Raw genomic sequence first — 19,155 nt, forward strand, 5'->3', positions numbered from 1 at the left:
TTGCCCTGAATGGGCAGGGTTCGCAGAGTCTTCCAAAGAAGTAGGGCACCCCTCATGAAACTGCAATACCGTCGGCGCGCGGTCACCGCGTCACTCGCCGTCGCCGCTGCTGCTGTCGGCCTGGCCGTCACTGCTCCCGCTGCACACGCCTCACCCGAGGATCCGACACACGGTGTTGTCGGAAGCTATTCCGCAACCCAGCCCGGCGACATCGTCGTCGACTCGGCAACCCACCGCGGATACATCACGCAGTACGGCGGACCGACCAGTTCGTTGTCCGTCGTCGACACGAACACGGGCAAGTCCGTCGGCAGCATCGACGGTGTCGTCGGTTACCCGTCGGCACTTGCCGTGGATTCGGACCTCGGACGCGCATACGTGTCCTCCTCCTACGGCGGCGCGATCTCGATTGTCGACACCAAGACCGGCAAGGTCGAAAAGACGGTCACGCTGAGCGAGAAGAACCCCGACGGCTCGCGGCCGCAGATCAACGATGTCGTCGTCGACCCCACAACACACCGCGCGTACTTCTCGGACTACAAGTCCGGCAACATCCGAGTCGTCGATCCCAACGCCGCCGACGCCGTGTCGAGCATTCTGGTCGACAAGTCGGCAACGCCGACCAAGCTCGCCTTCGACAGTGTCCGCGGTTTCCTCTACATCGCGGACACCAACTTCTTCGACGAGAATTACGGCCGCACGCTGTGGCAGGCGGACGTACGCAAGGGCGGAGCACTCAAGTCGATCGTGCGTGCCGACAACCTCTACCCCGTCGACGTCGATGTCGACACGAACACCGGCAACATCTACATGACCGACACCCGGGCAACCAACCTGTGGGCGATCACCCCGGGCGGCGCGGTTCTGTCGAAGACCACGCTGTCTCCGACCGCGATTCACAACGGCGTGATCGTCGACTCTGCGGCAGGCATTGCATATGTCGCGGACGTCATGAACGGACACTTGTGGTCGGTCGATCTGACGACGCGCGCCACCACCGCTCTGGCCGATACCAAGGTTCCGGCACTGGAGAAGGTCAAAAACCTTGCGCTCGACACCTCGACCGGCGCCATCGCGTCGACGACCAACGGGGGCAAGGTGACCGTAGTTGCTGCGTACCCGCTGCCCGCGACCGTCGAATTGCCTGCCGCTCAGGTAGGTAAGGCGTATTCGCAGAAGCTCACTGCCGCCGATGCGCGCGCAACCTTTGCACTCACCAACGGCACTCTGCCCGGCGGACTGTCCCTCGCACCGGACGGCACCATCTCGGGAACCCCCACGGCTGTCGGCAGCGTCACCGTCGAGATCACTGCGAAGAGCGTGCTTTCGCGTGCTTCGAGCGTGACCGTCGTTGTCTCCGAGGGCCCGGTCGGCCCCGTTGATCCGGGCACGGGCACGGGTACCGGTTCGCTCGGTAACCTCCCCGGACTCGGTAGCCTCGGCCGCTGATCCGACCTGATAGAAGAACCCGACCACAGCACCTGCCGTGGTCGGGTTCTTCGGTTTGAGAGGCCGATTACGAGCAATTGACGCGATCGACGGCTATGCGTAATTGACGCGGTCCACGTCGACGATCTCCTTGCCCAGTGGCATCAGCGAGATCGGAATCATCTTCAAGTTCGCGACGGCGAGTGGAATTCCGATGATCGTGATTGCCATCGCGACGGCGGTGACGATGTGTCCGATCGCCAACCAGATGCCGGCGATGATCACCCAGATGACGTTGCCGATCATCGAACCGACACCGGCGGTCGGCTTGTCGACGACGGTCTTACCGAACGGCCACAGCGCGTAGATGCCGATGCGGAACGCTGCGATTCCGAAGGGAATCGTGATGATGAGGATGCAGCAGATGATGCCTGCGGCGAAGTAACCCAACGCCAGCCAGAAGCCGCCGAACACCAGCCAGATCACGTTCAGGAGGATTCTCATGGTCAGTGACCTTTCGGTTGGAGGCGGGAGAGATCAGCGCACGCGTCGACCGGATCTGAGCGTGTAGACGATGGCGAGAAGGAAGCCGATCGGGCACGCGAGTGCGACGAGATACAAGGCCAGGCCGGGCGGAGTGTCGCTGAAGATGTGGACCGCGAAGATGGCCACGATCGCCAGGAATCCGACGATGAACAGTGCCATCGCCGTACGGAACAGACCGTTTCCGGTGCCGGAAGTGCGCGGGTTCGGTTGAGGGTCCACACCTATGAGGATAGTGCCTGTAAACCTGGGTGCCGACCCGGGTTCGTCACAGGTAGACTGTTAACAGACTGCGCGCCCCGCTGAAGCAAGTGTGGGGCGCGTTCTTTTGCATTCTTCCACCGGAAGCGATGCGAGCAAGGCCATGAGGCTCTTCCGAGAGCCTCCCGAGCACATTGGGGCAGATGCCCCAGTCGAGTGATGAGCAGGTGAACGCGGTGCCGACCGGCAAGGTGAAGTGGTACGACGTCGAAAAGGGTTTCGGCTTTCTGTCGCAGGAAGAGGGCGAGGACGTCTACGTCCGTGCTTCCGCCCTCCCCGAGGGCGTCGAGGGCTTGAAGGCCGGCCAGCGCGTCGAGTTCGGCATGGCTGCAGGTCGACGCGGTCCGCAGGCGCTGAGCCTGAAGGTGCTCGAGCCGGCACCGTCGTTGCGCGGCGCTACGGCGACGCGTCGCGAGCCCGTCGAGCGTAAGCACACCCCTGACCAGCTGCACGGCATGGTCGAGGACATGATCACGTTGCTCGAGGCGAAGGTCCAGCCGGATCTGCGCAACGGCAAGTACCCGGACCGCAAGACCGCTCAGCGGATCTCCGAGGTCGTCCGGGCCGTCGCTCGCGAGCTCGACACCTGATCGCTTCGATACGAGCTGCCATATACAGCTGCTGACAAAATGCCCTGCACACCAATCGGTGTGCAGGGCATTTTCATGGTCCGGGGATCAGGCGGTCTTGATCGACCAGATCAGCAGTCCCTGTTCGCTTCCCTCACCGACGGCGAGGTGGATTTCGACGCCGACCAGTTGCTTGACGGGATCGCTCGAAGATTCGACCGTCACGGCCAATGCCTCACCAGGCTCGAAGACTCGGGGCTCGCCGGTCTGGTTGCCGTCGGCATCCTCGTAGACGGCCAGCAGTGCCCACTGCGCATCCGAGACGTCAGTCGACAACGACAGCTGCAGCGGATAGCCCGCGGGAACGTCGAGGGCGTAGATGTCGCCCACCTGGGCGCACTGGGACAGATCGATGGTGCAGAACCCGGCAGGGTTGGTCTCGATCGTCTGGCCGTGTGCGTATGCAGTGATGACCGGCAGCTTCTCGGGGTCGTCGTTGATGTTCTTGATGATCACGAAAAGAACGGAGACGTAAGCAACCAGTGCCACCACCATCAGGACACTGATCGCTGCCACGATCTTCTTTGTTCTCGAGCGCATCATCACTGCGGAGTACTTCCTTGTCCTCGGTTGGATTTACCGGTGTAAATCACTTCGGTCACTTCTTGTTCGGCCAGATCGGGTCGCTTCCCACCGAGGCCGGGCAGGAGGCTGCTTCCTCGGTAGCTCAGGAAGGTCTGTAGGAGACCGATCGTCAGGAACACCGATACAACAGTGAACCCGATCCAGTATTCGGTTGGAAGCAGAACCCCCAATGCGCCGCCGAGTACCCAGCTCAACTGCAGAACCGTCTCCGATCTGCCGAATCCGGACGCGATCGATTCCTCGGGCAGGTCGTGCTGGAGTGACGCGTCGAGCGAGACCTTGGCGAGTGCGCTGGCGGCCGAGGCGATGAGCGTTGCCAGGGCGGCGGTCATCAGGTTGTCCGTCAGAGCGGCGATCACGGCGATGATCCATACCGAGGCCGTGCACCGAAGCACGATCAACGCGGGCCGGCCGAGCTTGAGGCGAGCGCCCGCGGCATTGCCGGCGAAGTTACCCAGACCGGCGGCTGCGCCGACCAAGCCGAGCATCATGGCTTGCTGGAGTGGCTCGTGATCGGTACGCGACTTGGCGACGAACGCGATGTAGAGCGTCAGAAAGCCGGTGAGCACTCGGATGGTTCCGTTGCCCCAGAGTCCGATGATCACGGCCCGTCCGAGAGGCTGACGGACCTTGGCCGGTTTCGCGTTCGGCTGTGGTGGGGCGCTGCCGGCGTGATGTGCCTCGTCCGGGTGGTAAGTGATGGTCGCGGGAACCTCACCCTCGGTGACCTCGACCCACGACGGGATTCGCATGCTCAGATATGCGCCGAAGACGGTGACGGCAACCGCGAACCACAATGCTCCGGTGGAACCGAAAGCGAGCGCGAGCGCACCTGCGACAGCGCCGGCCCCGATCGTTCCACCGATCAACCCGAAGACCGTCAGACGCGAATTGACGCGCACCAGGTCTATTTCCGGTGGTAGCACGCGTGGAGTCACCGCGCTCTTGAGTACCGAGAACGATTTACTGAGCACCATCATGCCGAGCGCGGCCGGATACAGAATCCAGCTGTCGAAGTTGAAGACCAGGATCACCGCGAGGAGCGTCCGGACTCCGAACGACGACGCGAGCGCGATTCGGCGGCCACGCTGCAAGCGGTCGAGCATCGGACCGATGAGCGGCGCGATCACGGCGAACGGCGCGATCGTGATCAGGAGATAGAGCGCGACCTTGGTCTTGTCCTCACCCGTTGCGGCCGAGAAGAACAGCGTGTTCGCGAGGGCGACGGAGATGGCCGCGTCGGTCGCGTTGTTCGTCATCACCGCGTAGGTCAGAGCGGTCAGGCCGGACTTGTCCGCGCCGTCGGCCTTCGCTGCGCGCTGGAAGGTCGCGATGCCCTTGTTCGTCAGTTCACGACTGCGCATCGCTGCGACGCGGGTGACGGTGAGCTTGCGAGGCATCGGGGGAGCCTTGGGAGCGTCCGCACCCGGTGCCTTCGAACCGGACGCGGAATCGGAGTCTCCCCGTGATTCCGGGATCGGATGCAGCGGCGGCAAAGGCGTGCGACGGGCAGCGGGACGGGCCGAAGGCGGGTAGTTGTCCGGGCGGGCCGCGGGTGGGTAATTGTCGTAACCGGGGTGCACCTGTTGCCCCTCCGGCTCGTCGTGGATTCGCCGAGTTTCGGGGTCGTAGGGTTCGCGCGGTCCGGTCACCACTCAATTCTGTCCTAGTGTCGGCGCGGCTACCACGCACACCCCTGCGAGTCCTGTGTCATGTCGGACTCAGTTAACAAAACGGACTTCGAACATCTGCGGCCAATACTTGCCGGTGAGCAGGAATCGATCGGTACCGGGAATCTGCGCGATGCCGTTGAGAACGTCGACGGTGCTGGTCGATCCGTCCGTGACGAGTTCTTCGCGGAGCGGCGACGCGTCGTACACGTTCGTGACACTGCCGCCCGACGGGTCGATTCTGACGACGGTGTCCGTGGTCCAGACATTGGCGTAGACGGAGCCGTCTTCGGCGCATTCCAGTTCGTTCAGTTTGCCCACGGACTCCGAAGACCTGGTGACGTCGATCGTGGAGATCGCCGCGAAGGTTTCGGGATCGCGGAAGGTCAACGTGGCCGAACCGTCGCTCGAGACCAGCCGATCCCCGAGCGAACAGATTCCCCATCCCTCGGTGTCGAGTGGGAACCGCCCTCGTTCGATCAAGGTGTCCTTGTCACGAGCGATGGCAACGCCGTCTTTCCAGGTGAGTTGCCACAGCGTGTCTCCGGCGATCGTGATGCCTTCACCGAACAACGGCGGGTCGAGATCGGCACGTGCAACCTCCGGTCCCGAAGCGGGTGCCTGCTCGTCCGAGATCTCACTCGAGCGGACCCAGGACTGCCCGACGCGCCCGGTACTTTCGTAGAGACGATTTCCGTCGATTTCGAGGCCTTGCGTGAACGCGTCGGGGTCGTGCGCGGACACTCGAACGATCTCGACGGAGCCGGTTTCGGTCGTGAGGTTGTCGGGAGCGCTGGGGGAATCGGAGCACCCCGTCAGTGCCGACGCGATCACGGCGACCGCTGCGAAACTGCGCACGGAATTGGCGTGTGACCTACTCATCTGCCCAGCATGGCAGCCCAGTGCGTTGCGGACTTGCGGTGGTGCGGCAAACTGGAGGAGTGAGTGTTGCTACTTCTCCAGAGCGTGCAGTGCCGCGCCCAGTACTGGCCGATGCGGTCGAGCTTGCCCGAACGGCAGTCGTCGACCTGCATGAAGGCGGTGTGGGGGCATACCTCGGCGTGACGTCGGAGGACGAATTTGCCGCCACCCATCGATTTGCAGCAGACATTCCGGGATACCGCGGTTGGCAGTGGGCGGTTGTCGTCGCTGCCGGACCGGAGGACACCCACGCCACGGTCAGTGAGTTGGCGCTGTTGCCAGGTCCCGACGCGTTGGTTGCGCCGGAATGGCTGCCATGGGATCAGCGGATTCGTCCCGGCGATCTCTCCGTCGGTGACCTGTTGGCTCCGCCGGCCGAGGATCCTCGGCTCGTTCCCGGCTACGTCGCCACCGGTGACCCGGAAGTCGACGAGGTAGCTCTCGAAATCGGGCTCGGCCGCAAACAGGTCATGAGCCTCGAGGGCCGACTCGATGCCGCGCAGCGTTGGTTCGACGGTGACTTCGGCCCGGAGTCGGAAATGGCGAAGGCCGCGCCGTCGACGTGTGGGCTGTGTGGGTTCTTCCTGCCGCTCGCCGGTTCGCTGCATGCAGCGTTCGGTGTGTGCGGCAACGAACTCTCCGCAGACGGCCGGGTGGTCAGCGTGTCCTACGGTTGTGGCGCGCACTCGGACACCAGCTTGCCGCTCGGCGCGGGTTCGCCGCAGTTCGACGCATTCGACGACGGGGCAGTCGAGCTGATCGCGGTGCCTGCTCGCCCGTCGAGCGTTGTTGCAGTTGAGGATTCGGTATCCACCGAGTAGAAGATCCGTTCGGCACGGACGCACTCAGGGCGGCGACGCTGCGCGCGTGGTCGGAATCTCCGACGCGATTGCGTGAAGACGCGGCTGCTGAATCCGATCTCGCGAAGGCCGGGTACCGCGACCGTCTGCTCACCGAGTTGGCACAGAACGCTGCCGATGCGGCTGCACGTGAGGGCATCGCAGGCTCTTTGTGGGTGGACCTGGACGATCAGACGCTGACCGTGGCGAACACGGGCCGTCCGCTGGACGAATCCGGCGTGCACGCGCTCACGGCGCTGCGAGCGTCGAACAAGGTCGACGCCGACGAAGGCGTCACAGGTCGGTTCGGCGTCGGATTCTCGGCAGTTCTCTCGGTCAGTGACGAGGTGGAACTGCGCTCGTCGACGGGATCGGTTCGGTTCTCTGCCTCGCAAACCCTGCGCGAGATCGAGTCTCACGAACTTCCGGTGCCGGAAACCGGAGTTCCCGTACTCCGTTTGGTGTGGCCCTCGGTCGAATTGCCCGGCGTCGGTGCCGATTCGGAAGTGGTGCTGACACTGCGGCCGGATGTCGATGCCGCTGCGTTGCTCGCGCAGATGACGCGCGAGGCCGTCGACTTGCTGCTCGAACTTCCGGCCCTCGGATCTATTCGTCTGGGTGAGAAGACTTTTCAGCGTTCGGAACGAGTGCTGGAATCCGGTCTCGTGGAGATAGCGATCGGAGATCGCACGTGGTGGCAGTACTCGGCGACGAACGCACGATGGTTGGTGCCGGTCCGCGACGGGGTCGTCGAGCCGGTGTCCGACGACGTCCTGCGGGCGCCGACGCGATCCGACGAGGAACTGTCGATCCCCGCGATCATCATTGCCGACATAGCGATGCAGCCCGATCGGCGACGCATCATGCCCGCTGCACCGATCGCTCCGCTCGCCGAGGGATACGCGAAGTTCCTTGCCGCACTGCCGCCCCGGCAGCGCACGGCGCTCGTTCCGATTCCCGCCTTCGCTCGAAGTGAAACGGATTCGCTTCTGCGCGAAGCGCTTCTGAAGGAGTTGCAGGAGAATGAGTGGCTTCCGGTGGTCGGTGAACCCGACCGGGCGCCGCAGCGAGCGTCCGTGGTTCCCGGGCTCAGCGACGAACTCGCCGAGTTGCTCACCGACATCATCGGCGGACTGGTTGTCCCCGAACTCTCCGGCCCCAAGCACGAGCGAGCACTTGCGGCGGTGTCGACGCACCGCATCGGACTCGCGCGCATCGCGGAACTGCTCAGCGGCCTCGAACGTGAACCGAGTTGGTGGAATCGGCTCTATTCGGCTCTCGAGCCCTTGGTGATCGACACCCTTGCGGTGGAAGAGCTTGGAACGCTGCCCGTTCCGCTCTCCGACGGACGGATCGTGACCGGTCCGCGGACCGTCGTCGTCGGCGTCGAGTTGGGCGAAGACGCACCGTCGGTGCAGTGGACGAGGTTGGTTCATCCCGTTGCGGCTCACCCGTTGCTGTCTCGATTGGGAGCGCAGACCGCGAGTGCCACCGACCTGCTGTCCGACCCGGCGCTACGAGCATTGATCGAAGATGCTGCGGATCAGGATGATTCGGTAGTGACGGACTTGGCGCAGGTGGTGCTCGGCTTGGCTGCCCACGTGGCGCCAGGGGCACTACCGTCGTGGATCGGTGAAGTGCTGCTTCCTGATTCGGAGGGCGAATTGCGTTCCGCCGACCAGCTTCTGCTTCCGGGGGCTCCCCTCGCGGGTGTCCTGGTCGAGGATTCTCCCTTCGGCATCGTCGACGCTGATTTCGTGCAGCAGGTGGGGGAGCAGGCACTTCGGGTAGTCGGTGTCGGGTGGGGCTTCACGGTGGTCCGTGAGGAATTGCCGTCCGGCCCGGACCACGATCTCGACGCCGAAGACGCATGGTGGGACACCCTCGACGAGGATCCCGAATACATCGAAGCCGTGCGCGACCTCGATCTCGTGGACGAAGACCGCTGGGCTCAAGCGTTGTCGTTGCTGGTCGAATCGCCGGCAACGCGGGCGCTGCTCGTCGATCGCCGCGGATACACGGCGTGGTGGTTGCGATCGAATGCCGAACTGGGCGGGGAGGTTCTGGGACTGCTGCGCGCGCCGGGCGATCGCACTTTCGAGGGATTGCTCGATGCTGCCGAACACCCCGACGCCGGATTCTTTTCCGGACTGCTGGCATCGGATACCGTCGACGATCCGGAACTGGCTCAGCTGCTGCTCGATCGGCTTGCCGACCCACTACGGATGCCGGCCTCCGCCGTCGTCGCGCGGGCGCACAGACTACTGGGTGAGGCAGCGCAGCGACGGGTTCTCGACCTCGAGGAACTGCGCCTGCCACCGTTCGTGCGCGGCCTTTCCGGCGATCTGGTCGATCCCGGCGACGCCCTTGTTCTCGACCGACCGTGGCTCGGAGCAGCACTACCTGCGCAACGAGTGGTGCTCGGCAGCTTCGAGACGGCCGACGCACTGGCGGATCTCCTCGACATCGCGGCGGCTTCTGCATCCGTTCACGGACGAGTGAGCAGCACCGGTGTCGTCACGACTTGGGCGAACGAACCACAGGCAGTTCTCGGCTTCGCAGCCCTCGGCCGTGAGGTTCCCGTCGGCGAGGTAGTGATCCATCACGAACTGTCGGTGGAACTGACAGGAGCAGTGGAGGCGACAGTGACCGTGCCGTGGTGGGTGGACTCGGACGGCGTTCATCACGTGATGCGCACGTGGACTCTGCCGCAAGGAATGTGAGGCCAGATGTCTTTTGATCAGTGGGTGCTCGACAGCGCGGTGAGTCAGCGGACGGCGTGGCTCGTGGACGTGGTCGACGTCATCACCGACAGCGGCGGAACACTCGCGTCGTGGCTGATCGCGACACTGCTGACGATCGTGCTTCTGGTCCGAGGACTGCGCACCGAAGCTCTGTTGATCGCCGGGTCGATGTTGACCGGCCTGCTCGTGATGAGCGGATTGAAGCGCATCTTCACCCGCACCCGTCCACCCGTTCCGGAGCGTTTGATCGAAATCGATTCGTATTCGTTCCCGTCGGGCCACGCGATGATGAGCGCGATCCTCGCGACTTCGGTTGCCGCCGTGATTCTTCGGCTTGTCTTGCCGAGGCTCGCGAAGTTGGCAATGCTCGCGAGCCTCGGCCTGTACACGATCGCCGTCGGATTCTCCCGCGTCTACCTGGCTGCCCACTGGATGACCGACGTTCTGGCAGGTTGGGCGTTCGGGATGATGTGGGCCGGAGTGTGGATCTGGGGAACTGCGCAGATCAAGGCGCGCCGGACGCCGGTTACTTCGTAAGCTCGGCGAGTAGTTCGCTTGTAGCCCAAGGCAAGCTCAGCGCTGAACTTGCGGTCAGGGCAGCGCCGACCTGCGGGGCCTGATCGTCGTTGACGTAGACGACGCGGTTGTTCTTGACCACGTCGAGTTGTTGGAAGCCGAGATTGCTCCGGACCGCCTGGGCGGCATCGGGATTGCCGATGACCACGAGACGGTCCACATCGAGGAGATCGAGTCGTTCGGTGGAGATCGGAGCGTAGAACTCGCCGTTCATCAACGCCTCGACCGCGGGAGCAGGTTTGAATCCGAGGCTGCCGAGAACTCGTCCGCGGGCATCCTCGGAGGAGAAGGCGTAGAACTCCGGAGTCGTGTCGACGCTGATGATCACCGCGGTCTGATCCGCGAATTCGGGGTGAGCGCTTCTCGCGTCGGCGAACTGCTTGTCGATGTCGGCGACCAACTTCTCGCCGTCGGCTTCGCGGCCCACTGCCTTTGCCGCGGTCTTCGTCGTGATCTGCCACGGGGTTGCGTAGTCGCCGTAGGCCGGATCCTTCGCGACGGTGGGGGCGATCGCGGAAAGTGTGCTGTACAGGTCTTTGTCGATGCTCGAGTAGAGCCCGAGGATCAGGTCCGGCTCGAGCGCGGCGATCTTTTCGACGCTGATCGTGGTCTCGGGATTGCTGCCGACGACGGTCGGTTCGGTTCCGCCCCAAGGTCCGGTCACCCACGGCCACGTGCGGTTGACGTCCGGCTCACCCGGGTACTGATTGACCATGCCGACGGGCTTGATGCCCAAGGCCAACAGGGCTTGCTCGTCGTTGTAGCCGACGGTGACGATCCGCTGTGGTTCGGAATCGATCGTGGTGCTGCCGAAGGCGTGATCGATCGTGACGGGGAAGGCGCCGCCTCCGGAAGTCGACGAACTATTTGTCGTGTCGTCGTCGCCCGATCCGCAGGAGACGAGTGCTGTGCCGACCAGTGCGACCAGGGCAACGGACGTCAGTCTCGTCCGATGTCCTCGACTTTTCCTGAGGTCGCGGCTTTTCCAACGATTTCGGATGGAGATCTTCACGGTGACGTGTTTCCTTTCAGCGGCGGCAAGCCGGGATCCGCACTACAGTGCAGGGTAGGCTTACCATACTGACTGGTTAATTCGACCCGCTCAGTCGACCAGACCGGCGCCCTGTTGCGCGCCCTTGTCGCCGCGCACAGCTGCGCGCCGTTGAATCGAGAACAGAGCGAAGCCGAGGAAGCCGACTCCGATACCCGCGTAACAAATCGGGAGTGCATCCGACCAACGGTCGCCGCTCACCGCGACCACGATCGTGGCGATCACCCACAACGCGGTGCCGATGATCAGTGCCGGCGCGGGTGCGGACAATTTGCCGATCAGGCCAGTTGTGTTGCGAGTCTCCGTCACAAAATTAACGCTACCCGTACCCCGGTGGCCTACTCTCCCTAGTGCGACCGGCTTCATGTGCGCCGGCACACGGCGACCTACAGCGATGGGGAAAGAACAAACATGGCGGCACCCGGCAAGATCCTCGACACCTATTTCAAGATCAGCGAACGAGGGTCGACGATCTCGACCGAGATTCGCGGCGGTGTCGTCACCTTCGTGGCGATGGCCTACATCGTGGTCCTCAACCCCCTCATCCTCGGCAGTTTCTCGGCCGAAGACGCTGCGGCGAAGACCGACGTTCTCGGCAACATCCTTCCGGTCAACCAGGTGGCTGCAGTCACCGCTCTGGTGGCCGGCCTGATGAGCATCGTCTTCGGTGTCGTCGCCAACTATCCGTTTGCCATCGCCGCGGGTCTCGGCATCAACAGCCTCCTCGCAGTCACCATCGCACCTCAGGTCACCTGGCCCGAGGCGATGGGTCTGGTGGTCATCGACGGTGTGATCATCGTTCTGTTGGCGCTCACCGGCTTCCGAACGGCGGTGTTCAACGCGATCCCCGCAGCGCTGAAGTCCGCGATCGCAGCCGGTATCGGCATGTTCATCGCCTTCATCGGACTCGTCGACGCCGGATTCGTCCGCCGCATCCCCGACGCCGCCGGTACGACGGTCCCCGTCGGACTCGGAATCAACGGCTCCATCGCTTCGTGGCCGACCGTGGTGTTCATCTTCGGTGTGCTGCTCATGGGTGTTCTGGTCGTGCGCAAGGTTCGTGGTGGACTGCTGATCGGCATCGTCGTCACGACGATCCTCGCCGCCGTCATCGAAGCCGTTGCCGACGTCGGACCCTCACTCGGCACCAACCCCAAGGGCTGGAACCTCAGCATCCCCGCCATCCCGGACATGCTCGGCGGTATGCCCGACCTGAGCTTGGTCGGCGACGTCAGCATCTTCGGAGCGTTCACCCGAATCGGTGTTCTGGCCGCCAGCCTGCTGGTCTTCACCCTCGTGCTCGCGAATTTCTTCGACGCCATGGGCACGATGACAGGTCTCGGTAAGGAAGCCGGCCTGACCGACAAGGACGGAAACCTCCCCAACGTCGGTCGCGCGTTGGTCGTCGAAGGTGCGGGTGCGATCGTCGGCGGTGGCGCTTCGGCGTCGTCGAACACCGTGTTCGTGGAATCCGCGTCGGGTATCGCCGAAGGCGCCCGCACGGGCCTGGCAAACGTGGTCACGGGTCTGCTCTTCCTGGTCGCGATGTTCCTGACGCCGCTGTACTCCGTCGTGCCGATCGAGGCAGCTGCGCCTGCCCTCGTCGTCGTCGGTGCATTGATGATCGGACAGGTCCGAGACATCGATTTCACGAAGTTCTCGGTGGCACTCCCGGCGTTCCTGACCATGATCGTCATGCCGTTCACCTACTCGATCGCCAATGGCATCGGCGTCGGCTTCATTTCGTGGGTGGTCCTGCACGCTGCCAGCGGTGGTATCAAGAAAATCCACCCGTTGCTGTGGATCGTGGCGGCACTTTTTGTGGCCTACTTCACTGTCGGACCCATTACCGACGCCCTTACGTGAAATCGGGGTTGACCGGTATTCGATTACGTGAGCTACCGGCCAGCTCTTGACGTATTGTCTGACGCGTGACCACCGAAACTCGTGCGCTGGCCAGCGATCTTTCCCTGGCTGTAGTGCGTCTCACCAGGCATCTGCGCGGCCGCAGAGTCGACGCTCAGGTATCGCTGACGCAACTGTCCGCTTTGGCGAGCCTGGATCAGTACGGCCCGATGACTCCTGGCGTACTCGCAGCACGTGAGAAAGTGCAGCCGCCGTCGATGACGCGGGTTGTTGCTTCTCTCGCCGAGCTCGGTTTGGTCGAGCGTTCGCCGCATCCCACGGACGGTCGTCAGATCATCGTCAACCTCTCCGACGCCGGGCAGGCGTTGCTCGCGGACGAGACCCACGCGCGTGAAGCGTGGATGAACGAGCAGTTGGCGGGGTTGGGTGGCGAAGAACTCGCGACGCTGCGCGGGGCTGTCGAGATCATCACGGAGATGGTCAACAAGACGGAGTAGCTCCGCCATGCCATAGGTCGTTGCCCGAACGAATTACTCGAGGGGCAAGATGGTGTGGTGCCCCGAGACCCCGATTCCGGCATGTTTGCCGCGCTCCACAACCGTAACTACCGCCTTTGGGCTTCCGGACAGATCGTTTCTCTGGTCGGCACGTGGATGCAACGTATCGCCCAGGACTGGCTGGTACTGACGCTCTCGGACGGCAACGCGTTGGCGGTGGGCATCGTCATGGCCTTGCAGTTCGGCCCGACGCTGTTCCTCTCGGTATGGGGCGGTGTGCTGGCCGATCGGTACGACAAGCGTCGGATCCTGATCTTCACGCAGTGGGCGAGTGCGGCCTGTGCGCTGGTACTGGGTGTGTTGGACGTCGGCGGACTGGTCGCGTTATGGCACGTCTTCCTGATTGCCTTTGCGCTCGGCTGTGTCTCGGCGCTCGACGCACCGGTGCGTCAGTCGTTCACTATCGAAATGGTGGGCAAGGAGCACCTGTCCAACGCCATCGCGCTCAACTCCATGACGTTCAACACGGCCCGCATCGTCGGTCCGGCCATCTCGGGTGTTCTGATCAACCTGATCGGTACCGGGTGGGTGTTCCTGCTCAACGTCGCGACGTTCGGTGGGGTGCTCATCGCGCTCTACCTCATGAACAAGAAGGAGTTGATCCCGTCCGAACCGGCTCCGCGTACCAAGGGGCAGGTGCGCGACGGGTTCCGATATGTGTGGGGCCGCAAGGACCTTCGGGTGATCATGGTGTCCGTCTTCATGGTCTCGACGTTCGGTCTGAACTTCGCGATCAGCCTTGCGGTGATGGCGCGCAACACGTTCGGCCTCGAGGCCGACGGTTACGGATTGCTGTCCACGACGCTCGCCGTGGGCACCCTTGCCGGCGCTGCGTACGCCGCAAGACGGAAGGAAGCGCCGCGGTTGCGGACGTTCCTCGGTGCCGCCGTGGCTTTCGGTGTGTTCGAGGTCGCGGTGGGATTGATGCCCACCTACGCGTTGGTGGCGCTGATGTTGATCCCTACGGGCGCACTGACGTTGACGTTCACGACGTCCGCGATGAACATCCTGCAGATGTCGGTGCCCTCCGAGATGCGCGGGCGTGTGATGGGTATCTACATGCTCAGTTTCCTCGGTGGCACACCGCTGGGAAGCCCGTTGCTGGGTTGGCTCGCCGACTCCGTGGACCCACGTGCGCCCTTGATCGTGGGCGGAGTGATCTCGCTCGTCTCGGGCACTGTGGCCGGGGTGTACCTGCTACGCAGCGAAGGGCTGAAACTTCGTCTTGCGCGACCCGAAGACGGTGGCAGGCTGCCGGTTTTCGTCCTGCGTCCGGTGATCGTATGCGACGCGACCGAACAGGCAGTCGAGGCTAGCCGCGCGCCGTGACCTTCTCACGCTTGGGAAACACCGTGTAGCTCAGGGCGATTGCTCCCCAGATTGCGAGTACCACTGTCAGCTTGCTGATCCATCCGTCGAGGGCTCCAGTACGGGTGGGGTCGTCGACGAGGAAGATGGCCGCGCCGAGAAGTCCGCACGCGACGGCCCAGGCGATCGCGGCTTTGCCGAACTCGCGCCATTCGCGCAGGGCCCGCGCACTCCCGTACTTGGGCGGTGCCACGGGCGCTGGGCCGCCGGCGAATCGGTAGGCGAACCTGGTGTCGGCCCAGGAGATGAGGCTGTGTCCGAACGCGACGGAAAAGCCGATGTAGGCCGCGGCAAGGCCGTGGGTGAAGTTCGCCTCGCCACCGCCGCGAAGATCGAGGGCCGTGGCGACGAGCAGGACCACGTCGACCAGGGGAGCGCAGATGAGCAGCGCGGCGCCCAGCGTCTTGCGGCGCAGGAGATAGCGGGCGGCGAGACCGACGGCGATGAACACCCAGAACATGATTTCGCACGCGATGATCAGGTGGACGATCATGACATCAGCTCATTTCTAGTACGACTGTATTAGTGGAGGAAAACTAGCACAGTTGTGTTAGTTTTGTGAAGTGGTGAAACGAATCAGTCCCGACGAGCGACGAGAAGAGATCGCCGAGGCTGTCTGGCGTGTGATTCGACGCGACGGTGTCGCGAGCGCCAGCGTCCGAGCCGTCGCGGACGAGGCGAAGATGTCGACGGGCTCGCTGCGTCACTTCTTCACCACGCAGTCCGAACTCTTGCTGTTCGCGATGACGCTCGTGACCGTTCGGGTGGAGAAGAGGATTGCCGGCATCGACTTCGATCCCGACATCCGCCGCGCGATCCGCCAGTTCACCGATCAGTTCGTGCCCCTGGACGAAGATCGGCGTGAAGAAATGCAGGTTTGGGAGGCCTTTGCTGCTGCCGCCCAGACCGATCCGGCGTTGACGGCGGTGCGTGACGAGACAGACCGGACCTTGTTCGAGCACTTTCGTTCGTTCGTGGAAGCGGCGCATCGAGCGGGTTTTCTACGGCCGGGTGCCTCGGTCGACATCGAGGCGATGAGATTGCATGCGCTCGCCGACGGGCTCGCGTCGCACGGCGTCGACAATCCCGAGCGAACCAATCCGGAGGTGATCAGCCAGGTGCTCGACGCGCATTTTGTCACGCTGTTGCGCTAGGTCGGGAGTAGTGGTGGGGGCTCGCGGTGCGTACGGCACGATAGACCCGTGGTTCACGTCATCGACATCTCAGATCCCGCCGACTCCCGGCTGGATGACTTTCGCGATCTCAACTCCTCGGATCGACGCCCCGACCTGCCGGAGGGCAAGGGGTTGGTGATCGCCGAGGGAGTGTTCGTCACTCAGCGGCTGCTGACCTCGCGGTTCGAGCCGATCAGTCTCCTCGGCGTCGAACGACGGCTCGTGGAGTTGGCTGACGATCTCGACGGTGTGGACGTGCCGTTCTACCGTACGAGCGCCGAAGTGATGGCCGAGGTCGTCGGATTCCACCTGAACCGTGGCGTCCTCGCTGCAGCATCACGTCCGGCACCGCTCGCGGTCTCGGACGTGTTGAGGGATGCGAAGACGGTAGCGATCCTCGAAGGTGTCAACGATCACGAGAACCTCGGCTCGATGTTCCGTAACGCTGCGGGGCTCGGCGTCGACGCCGTTCTGTTCGGGAAGGGTTGTGCCGACCCGTTGTACCGGCGCTCGGTCCGCGTGTCGATGGGGCACGTGCTGCGAGTGCCCTTCGCGCACGTGGCGAAATGGCCGTACGACTTGGAAGAGCTGCGTGGCAACGGTTTTCAGCTCATCTCCTTGACCCCGAACCCGGAGGCGGTCACTCTCGCCGAAGCGATGACCGGGGAGAAGGTGGCGCTACTGCTGGGCGCCGAGGGGCCAGGACTGACCGAACATGCGATGCGCGCCACCGACATTCGCGCCAAGATACCGATGGCACCAGGCACCGATTCGCTCAACGTCGCGACCGCAGCGGCGATGGCCTTCTACGAACGTGTCAGGACCGGCCGGTGACTCAGGACCGCACACCCTGGTTCACCGGAATCGCGGTGTCGGTATTCGCCGCGATGCTCTCGACCAGTGCCGTCGCGGCGTTCTGCGTCGCACTGGGCAACGTGAACGTGCTCCTGGCGATTGTCGTCAATCTCATTGCGGTAGGCGGACTTGCGCCGACCGTGTGGCGCTGGCGAGCGATTCCTGTCTGGCGATGGGTGGTCTTCGGCGCAGTTGTCGGCGTTCCGCTCGGGTGGATCGCAGCGATAGCCGCATGAACCTGTGAAGGCGTACCGCGCTACTTGAATCCGAAGTAGCGGGCGAGGCGGCTGCGAGGCTTGGCTGCCGGCGCCTCGCGGATCGGCGGCATGTTCTCGGGCACGGGCACCTCGGTCGACGCCTGCTCGGGTACCGGCACGGGAGCTGGTGGCGCAGGTTTGGGCGCCTCGCCGGGGCGGTGAATCTTGAAGCCCCACAGGAGAATCTGCGTCGTGTCGAGTTCATGTTCTCGCGGAGCGCCGGTGTACCGGAATCCCAGCCACTCGAGGTTGGCGGACTCCGCGAACTGTTGCGGGTGGAACGGCAGTGACTGTGGTTCGGGCAGGATCCCGGGCGGATAGCGCAGAGGATGATCGCCGGCCCAGAATTCCCGTTCCCAGGTCTGCGGGATCCCCACATTTTCGACGATGTCTATCGGGATGGCACTGAACGAGCGTCGTAGCTCGCCGTCCTCCCACAGTGCAAACGAGCCCTGCGCGGTTTCGGGGACGGAGCTGATCAGCAGCGTCGACCCACCCTCGGCCGAAAGGTGCCAGGACTCAGGCAGTTTCGAGGGGACGAAGGTGCTGAGTTCGGCGCTGCATACGACGCTCACCCGGTTGTACGCGCCGATGAAGACGTAGCCGGGGCTCACCGTCGCGGCCATCGACAGCGGCTGGGGCCCGAGGGATTCGAACTCCTTGTCCGGATACAACGACATGGCGATTTTCAGCGCCTCTGTCTGATCCGGCTGCGGGTACTTGCTCAATTCGGTGCGAGCGTCTGCGCCGCCCAGAAACCAGATTGTCGATACCCGTGCAGCCACCGGCAGTCCTCTCTCCTCAGCCTCGCTCGAAAGAAGAATACTTTCCTTCGGGTCAGCGACCGCTGCTGCGGACCCCGAGAAGAACGTCATCCCACGAGGGCAGAGCAGGCCTTCCGCGCTTGTCCTTTGTCTGCGTCTGTTGCGGCGCGGTTTTCGGCGTCACATCCGGCGCAGGTTCGGGAACCTCTTCGGCGACGACGGTTTCCGGTTCGGCAATCGGCTCGGGCGCCACGATCCGTTCGGGAATCACAGTCCGTTCGGCAACCACAGTCCGTTCGGGAACCACCGTCGGCTCGATTTCCGCCACCGGTTCGACGTCGAATCGGGACAGTTCGAGCTGTTCCGGCTCGTTCGAGGCCACCGGTACCAGCCCGCGGAGAGGGCGACCGAAGTCAGGATCGATCAAGTCGAATGCTGCGTCGTCGAGCGCAACGATCGTTCCGCCGTGTGCATCGGGCTGGTAACGCCAGTGTGCGGCGTTGGTGGTGCGGCCGGCCTGCCACTGCAACTGCGCAACCCACTGATTGTCCTCGTCGCGCCAGGCATCCCAGGTGGCCTCGTCGATGCTGTGGCCACGAGCACGGAATGCGTGAGTCACGATTTCGGAGAGTGTGGGAACCGTCGGACCGTTGTCGCGAACCGGGTGACCGCCCTGCGCCATTTCTGCGGCGCGAGAGCGCTCGAGCAGAACGGGATACGCAAAGCGCTCGACCTTGCTGATGGGAATCTTCGCTTCTTCGGCGACCTGTTCTACGGAAGCACCGGAACGGATGCGGGCCTGGATTTCGCGGGGACGGAGTTGGCTTTCCATTTCGATCTCAATCTGGCCGAGTCGAGCCACGTCTCCGCGGGAAGCTGCACGAAGTTTGTCATCGGCGGGAAGCCGGAATTTCTGGCCGGTTTCAGCATCTGCGCACACCACATGCGATCCATCGGGTTCAAGTCCGATCACTCGAAGCTCTCGCACATTGACCTCCTTATCGCGCCGGCTCGCGACTTTGCGCCGCGCTCAACTGTAATTCATTCGTGACCATGGGCTCGGCAG

General features: G+C 63.6%; 21 protein-coding genes. 11 read left to right on the forward strand and 10 right to left on the reverse strand.

Annotation, left to right across the window (positions count from 1 at the left end):
- The first annotated feature begins 54 nt into the window (after positions 1 to 54).
- On the forward strand, positions 55 to 1,449 hold the full coding sequence (locus ACFWEM_RS06965; RefSeq protein ID WP_378532273.1) for a YncE family protein: 1,395 nt from the start codon (positions 55 to 57) through the stop codon (positions 1,447 to 1,449).
- 93 nt (positions 1,450 to 1,542) lie between these two features.
- Here the strand turns inward: ACFWEM_RS06965 and ACFWEM_RS06970 are convergent, their stop codons facing one another.
- Together ACFWEM_RS06970 and ACFWEM_RS06975 are read right to left on the reverse strand one after the other, a co-directional pair.
- The gene (locus ACFWEM_RS06970) at positions 1,543 to 1,932 is read right to left on the reverse strand and encodes a YccF domain-containing protein (RefSeq protein WP_003939919.1); all 390 of its coding nucleotides are present in this window, start codon (positions 1,930 to 1,932) and stop codon (positions 1,543 to 1,545) included.
- A 33-nt stretch (positions 1,933 to 1,965) separates the two neighbouring features.
- On the reverse strand, positions 1,966 to 2,193 hold the full coding sequence (locus ACFWEM_RS06975) for a hypothetical protein (RefSeq protein WP_003940194.1): 228 nt from the start codon (positions 2,191 to 2,193) through the stop codon (positions 1,966 to 1,968).
- A gap of 215 nt (positions 2,194 to 2,408) precedes the next feature.
- Here ACFWEM_RS06975 and ACFWEM_RS06980 point away from each other — a divergent pair, with 215 nt between their 5' ends.
- Positions 2,409 to 2,822, forward strand: coding sequence for a cold-shock protein (locus ACFWEM_RS06980; protein ID WP_007733502.1), 414 nt, complete (start codon positions 2,409 to 2,411; stop codon positions 2,820 to 2,822).
- Between the two features lie 87 nt (positions 2,823 to 2,909).
- Here the strand turns inward: ACFWEM_RS06980 and ACFWEM_RS06985 are convergent, their stop codons facing one another.
- The 3 genes from ACFWEM_RS06985 to ACFWEM_RS06995 form a co-directional block, all read right to left on the reverse strand.
- Positions 2,910 to 3,377, reverse strand: a complete 468-nt coding sequence (locus tag ACFWEM_RS06985) for a DUF2771 domain-containing protein (protein ID WP_378532275.1) — start codon at positions 3,375 to 3,377, stop codon at positions 2,910 to 2,912.
- A gap of 26 nt (positions 3,378 to 3,403) precedes the next feature.
- Positions 3,404 to 5,098: an MFS transporter gene (locus ACFWEM_RS06990; protein ID WP_378446236.1), complete on the reverse strand. Its 1,695-nt coding sequence runs from the start codon at positions 5,096 to 5,098 to the stop codon at positions 3,404 to 3,406.
- A 69-nt stretch (positions 5,099 to 5,167) separates the two neighbouring features.
- The gene (locus ACFWEM_RS06995; protein WP_378532277.1) at positions 5,168 to 5,998 is read right to left on the reverse strand and encodes a glutaminyl-peptide cyclotransferase; all 831 of its coding nucleotides are present in this window, start codon (positions 5,996 to 5,998) and stop codon (positions 5,168 to 5,170) included.
- A 38-nt stretch (positions 5,999 to 6,036) separates the two neighbouring features.
- On the opposite strand from ACFWEM_RS06995, the gene ACFWEM_RS07000 reads away from it, so the two are divergent.
- The 3 genes from ACFWEM_RS07000 (at position 6,037) to ACFWEM_RS07010 (ending at position 10,157) form a co-directional block, all read left to right on the forward strand.
- Positions 6,037 to 6,858: a DUF3027 domain-containing protein gene (locus tag ACFWEM_RS07000; protein ID WP_230814746.1), complete on the forward strand. Its 822-nt coding sequence runs from the start codon at positions 6,037 to 6,039 to the stop codon at positions 6,856 to 6,858.
- A 68-nt stretch (positions 6,859 to 6,926) separates the two neighbouring features.
- Complete coding sequence (locus tag ACFWEM_RS07005) at positions 6,927 to 9,599, forward strand: sacsin N-terminal ATP-binding-like domain-containing protein (protein ID WP_378532279.1); 2,673 nt, start codon at positions 6,927 to 6,929, stop codon at positions 9,597 to 9,599.
- A gap of 6 nt (positions 9,600 to 9,605) precedes the next feature.
- Complete coding sequence (locus tag ACFWEM_RS07010) at positions 9,606 to 10,157, forward strand: phosphatase PAP2 family protein (protein ID WP_378532281.1); 552 nt, start codon at positions 9,606 to 9,608, stop codon at positions 10,155 to 10,157.
- Here the strand turns inward: ACFWEM_RS07010 and ACFWEM_RS07015 are convergent.
- Both ACFWEM_RS07015 and ACFWEM_RS07020 read right to left on the reverse strand, forming a co-directional pair.
- A complete protein-coding gene (locus ACFWEM_RS07015) occupies positions 10,147 to 11,208 on the reverse strand; it encodes an iron-siderophore ABC transporter substrate-binding protein (protein WP_378532283.1) in 1,062 nt (353 codons plus the stop codon). The two genes, ACFWEM_RS07010 and ACFWEM_RS07015, sit on opposite strands and share 11 nt — an antisense overlap.
- A gap of 90 nt (positions 11,209 to 11,298) precedes the next feature.
- The gene (locus tag ACFWEM_RS07020) at positions 11,299 to 11,556 is read right to left on the reverse strand and encodes a DUF2530 domain-containing protein (protein WP_007733492.1); all 258 of its coding nucleotides are present in this window, start codon (positions 11,554 to 11,556) and stop codon (positions 11,299 to 11,301) included.
- Positions 11,557 to 11,658: 102 nt separating this feature from the next.
- Here ACFWEM_RS07020 and ACFWEM_RS07025 point away from each other — a divergent pair, with 102 nt between their 5' ends.
- The 3 genes from ACFWEM_RS07025 to ACFWEM_RS07035 all read left to right on the forward strand — a co-directional run bounded on the left by ACFWEM_RS07025 (position 11,659) and on the right by ACFWEM_RS07035 (position 14,999).
- Entirely contained in the window at positions 11,659 to 13,113 is a 1,455-nt protein-coding gene (locus ACFWEM_RS07025) for an NCS2 family permease (RefSeq protein WP_378446242.1), read from the forward strand.
- A gap of 65 nt (positions 13,114 to 13,178) precedes the next feature.
- Positions 13,179 to 13,610, forward strand: a complete 432-nt coding sequence (locus tag ACFWEM_RS07030) for a MarR family winged helix-turn-helix transcriptional regulator (RefSeq protein ID WP_003939901.1) — start codon at positions 13,179 to 13,181, stop codon at positions 13,608 to 13,610.
- Between the two features lie 81 nt (positions 13,611 to 13,691).
- Positions 13,692 to 14,999 (forward strand): MFS transporter, encoded by a 1,308-nt coding sequence (locus ACFWEM_RS07035; protein ID WP_378532768.1) that lies wholly within the window; start codon positions 13,692 to 13,694, stop codon positions 14,997 to 14,999.
- Here the strand turns inward: ACFWEM_RS07035 and ACFWEM_RS07040 are convergent.
- Positions 14,983 to 15,531, reverse strand: coding sequence for a hypothetical protein (locus tag ACFWEM_RS07040; RefSeq protein ID WP_378532285.1), 549 nt, complete (start codon positions 15,529 to 15,531; stop codon positions 14,983 to 14,985). The two genes, ACFWEM_RS07035 and ACFWEM_RS07040, sit on opposite strands and share 17 nt — an antisense overlap.
- 70 nt (positions 15,532 to 15,601) lie before the next feature.
- Here ACFWEM_RS07040 and ACFWEM_RS07045 point away from each other — a divergent pair, with 70 nt between their 5' ends.
- The 3 genes from ACFWEM_RS07045 to ACFWEM_RS07055 are packed head-to-tail and all read left to right on the forward strand — an operon-like array spanning position 15,602 to position 17,304.
- Entirely contained in the window at positions 15,602 to 16,192 is a 591-nt protein-coding gene (locus tag ACFWEM_RS07045; protein ID WP_378532287.1) for a TetR/AcrR family transcriptional regulator, read from the forward strand.
- Positions 16,193 to 16,240: 48 nt separating this feature from the next.
- Positions 16,241 to 17,047: a TrmH family RNA methyltransferase gene (locus ACFWEM_RS07050; RefSeq protein ID WP_378532289.1), complete on the forward strand. Its 807-nt coding sequence runs from the start codon at positions 16,241 to 16,243 to the stop codon at positions 17,045 to 17,047.
- Positions 17,044 to 17,304: a DUF2537 domain-containing protein gene (locus ACFWEM_RS07055; RefSeq protein ID WP_378532292.1), complete on the forward strand. Its 261-nt coding sequence runs from the start codon at positions 17,044 to 17,046 to the stop codon at positions 17,302 to 17,304. Before ACFWEM_RS07050 ends, ACFWEM_RS07055 begins: the two co-directional genes overlap by 4 nt.
- Before the next feature lie 20 nt (positions 17,305 to 17,324).
- Here ACFWEM_RS07055 and ACFWEM_RS07060 read toward each other — a convergent pair whose 3' ends face one another.
- Positions 17,325 to 18,110 (reverse strand): DUF6928 family protein, encoded by a 786-nt coding sequence (locus ACFWEM_RS07060; RefSeq protein ID WP_378532294.1) that lies wholly within the window; start codon positions 18,108 to 18,110, stop codon positions 17,325 to 17,327.
- Positions 18,111 to 18,162: 52 nt separating this feature from the next.
- Positions 18,163 to 19,077, reverse strand: coding sequence for a septation protein SepH (sepH, locus tag ACFWEM_RS07065; RefSeq protein WP_378532296.1), 915 nt, complete (start codon positions 19,075 to 19,077; stop codon positions 18,163 to 18,165).
- Between the last annotated feature and the right edge of the window lie 78 nt (positions 19,078 to 19,155).

It is taken from the genome of Rhodococcus sp. NPDC060176 (assembly GCF_042728675.1).
GTDB lineage: Bacteria > Actinomycetota > Actinomycetes > Mycobacteriales > Mycobacteriaceae > Rhodococcus_F.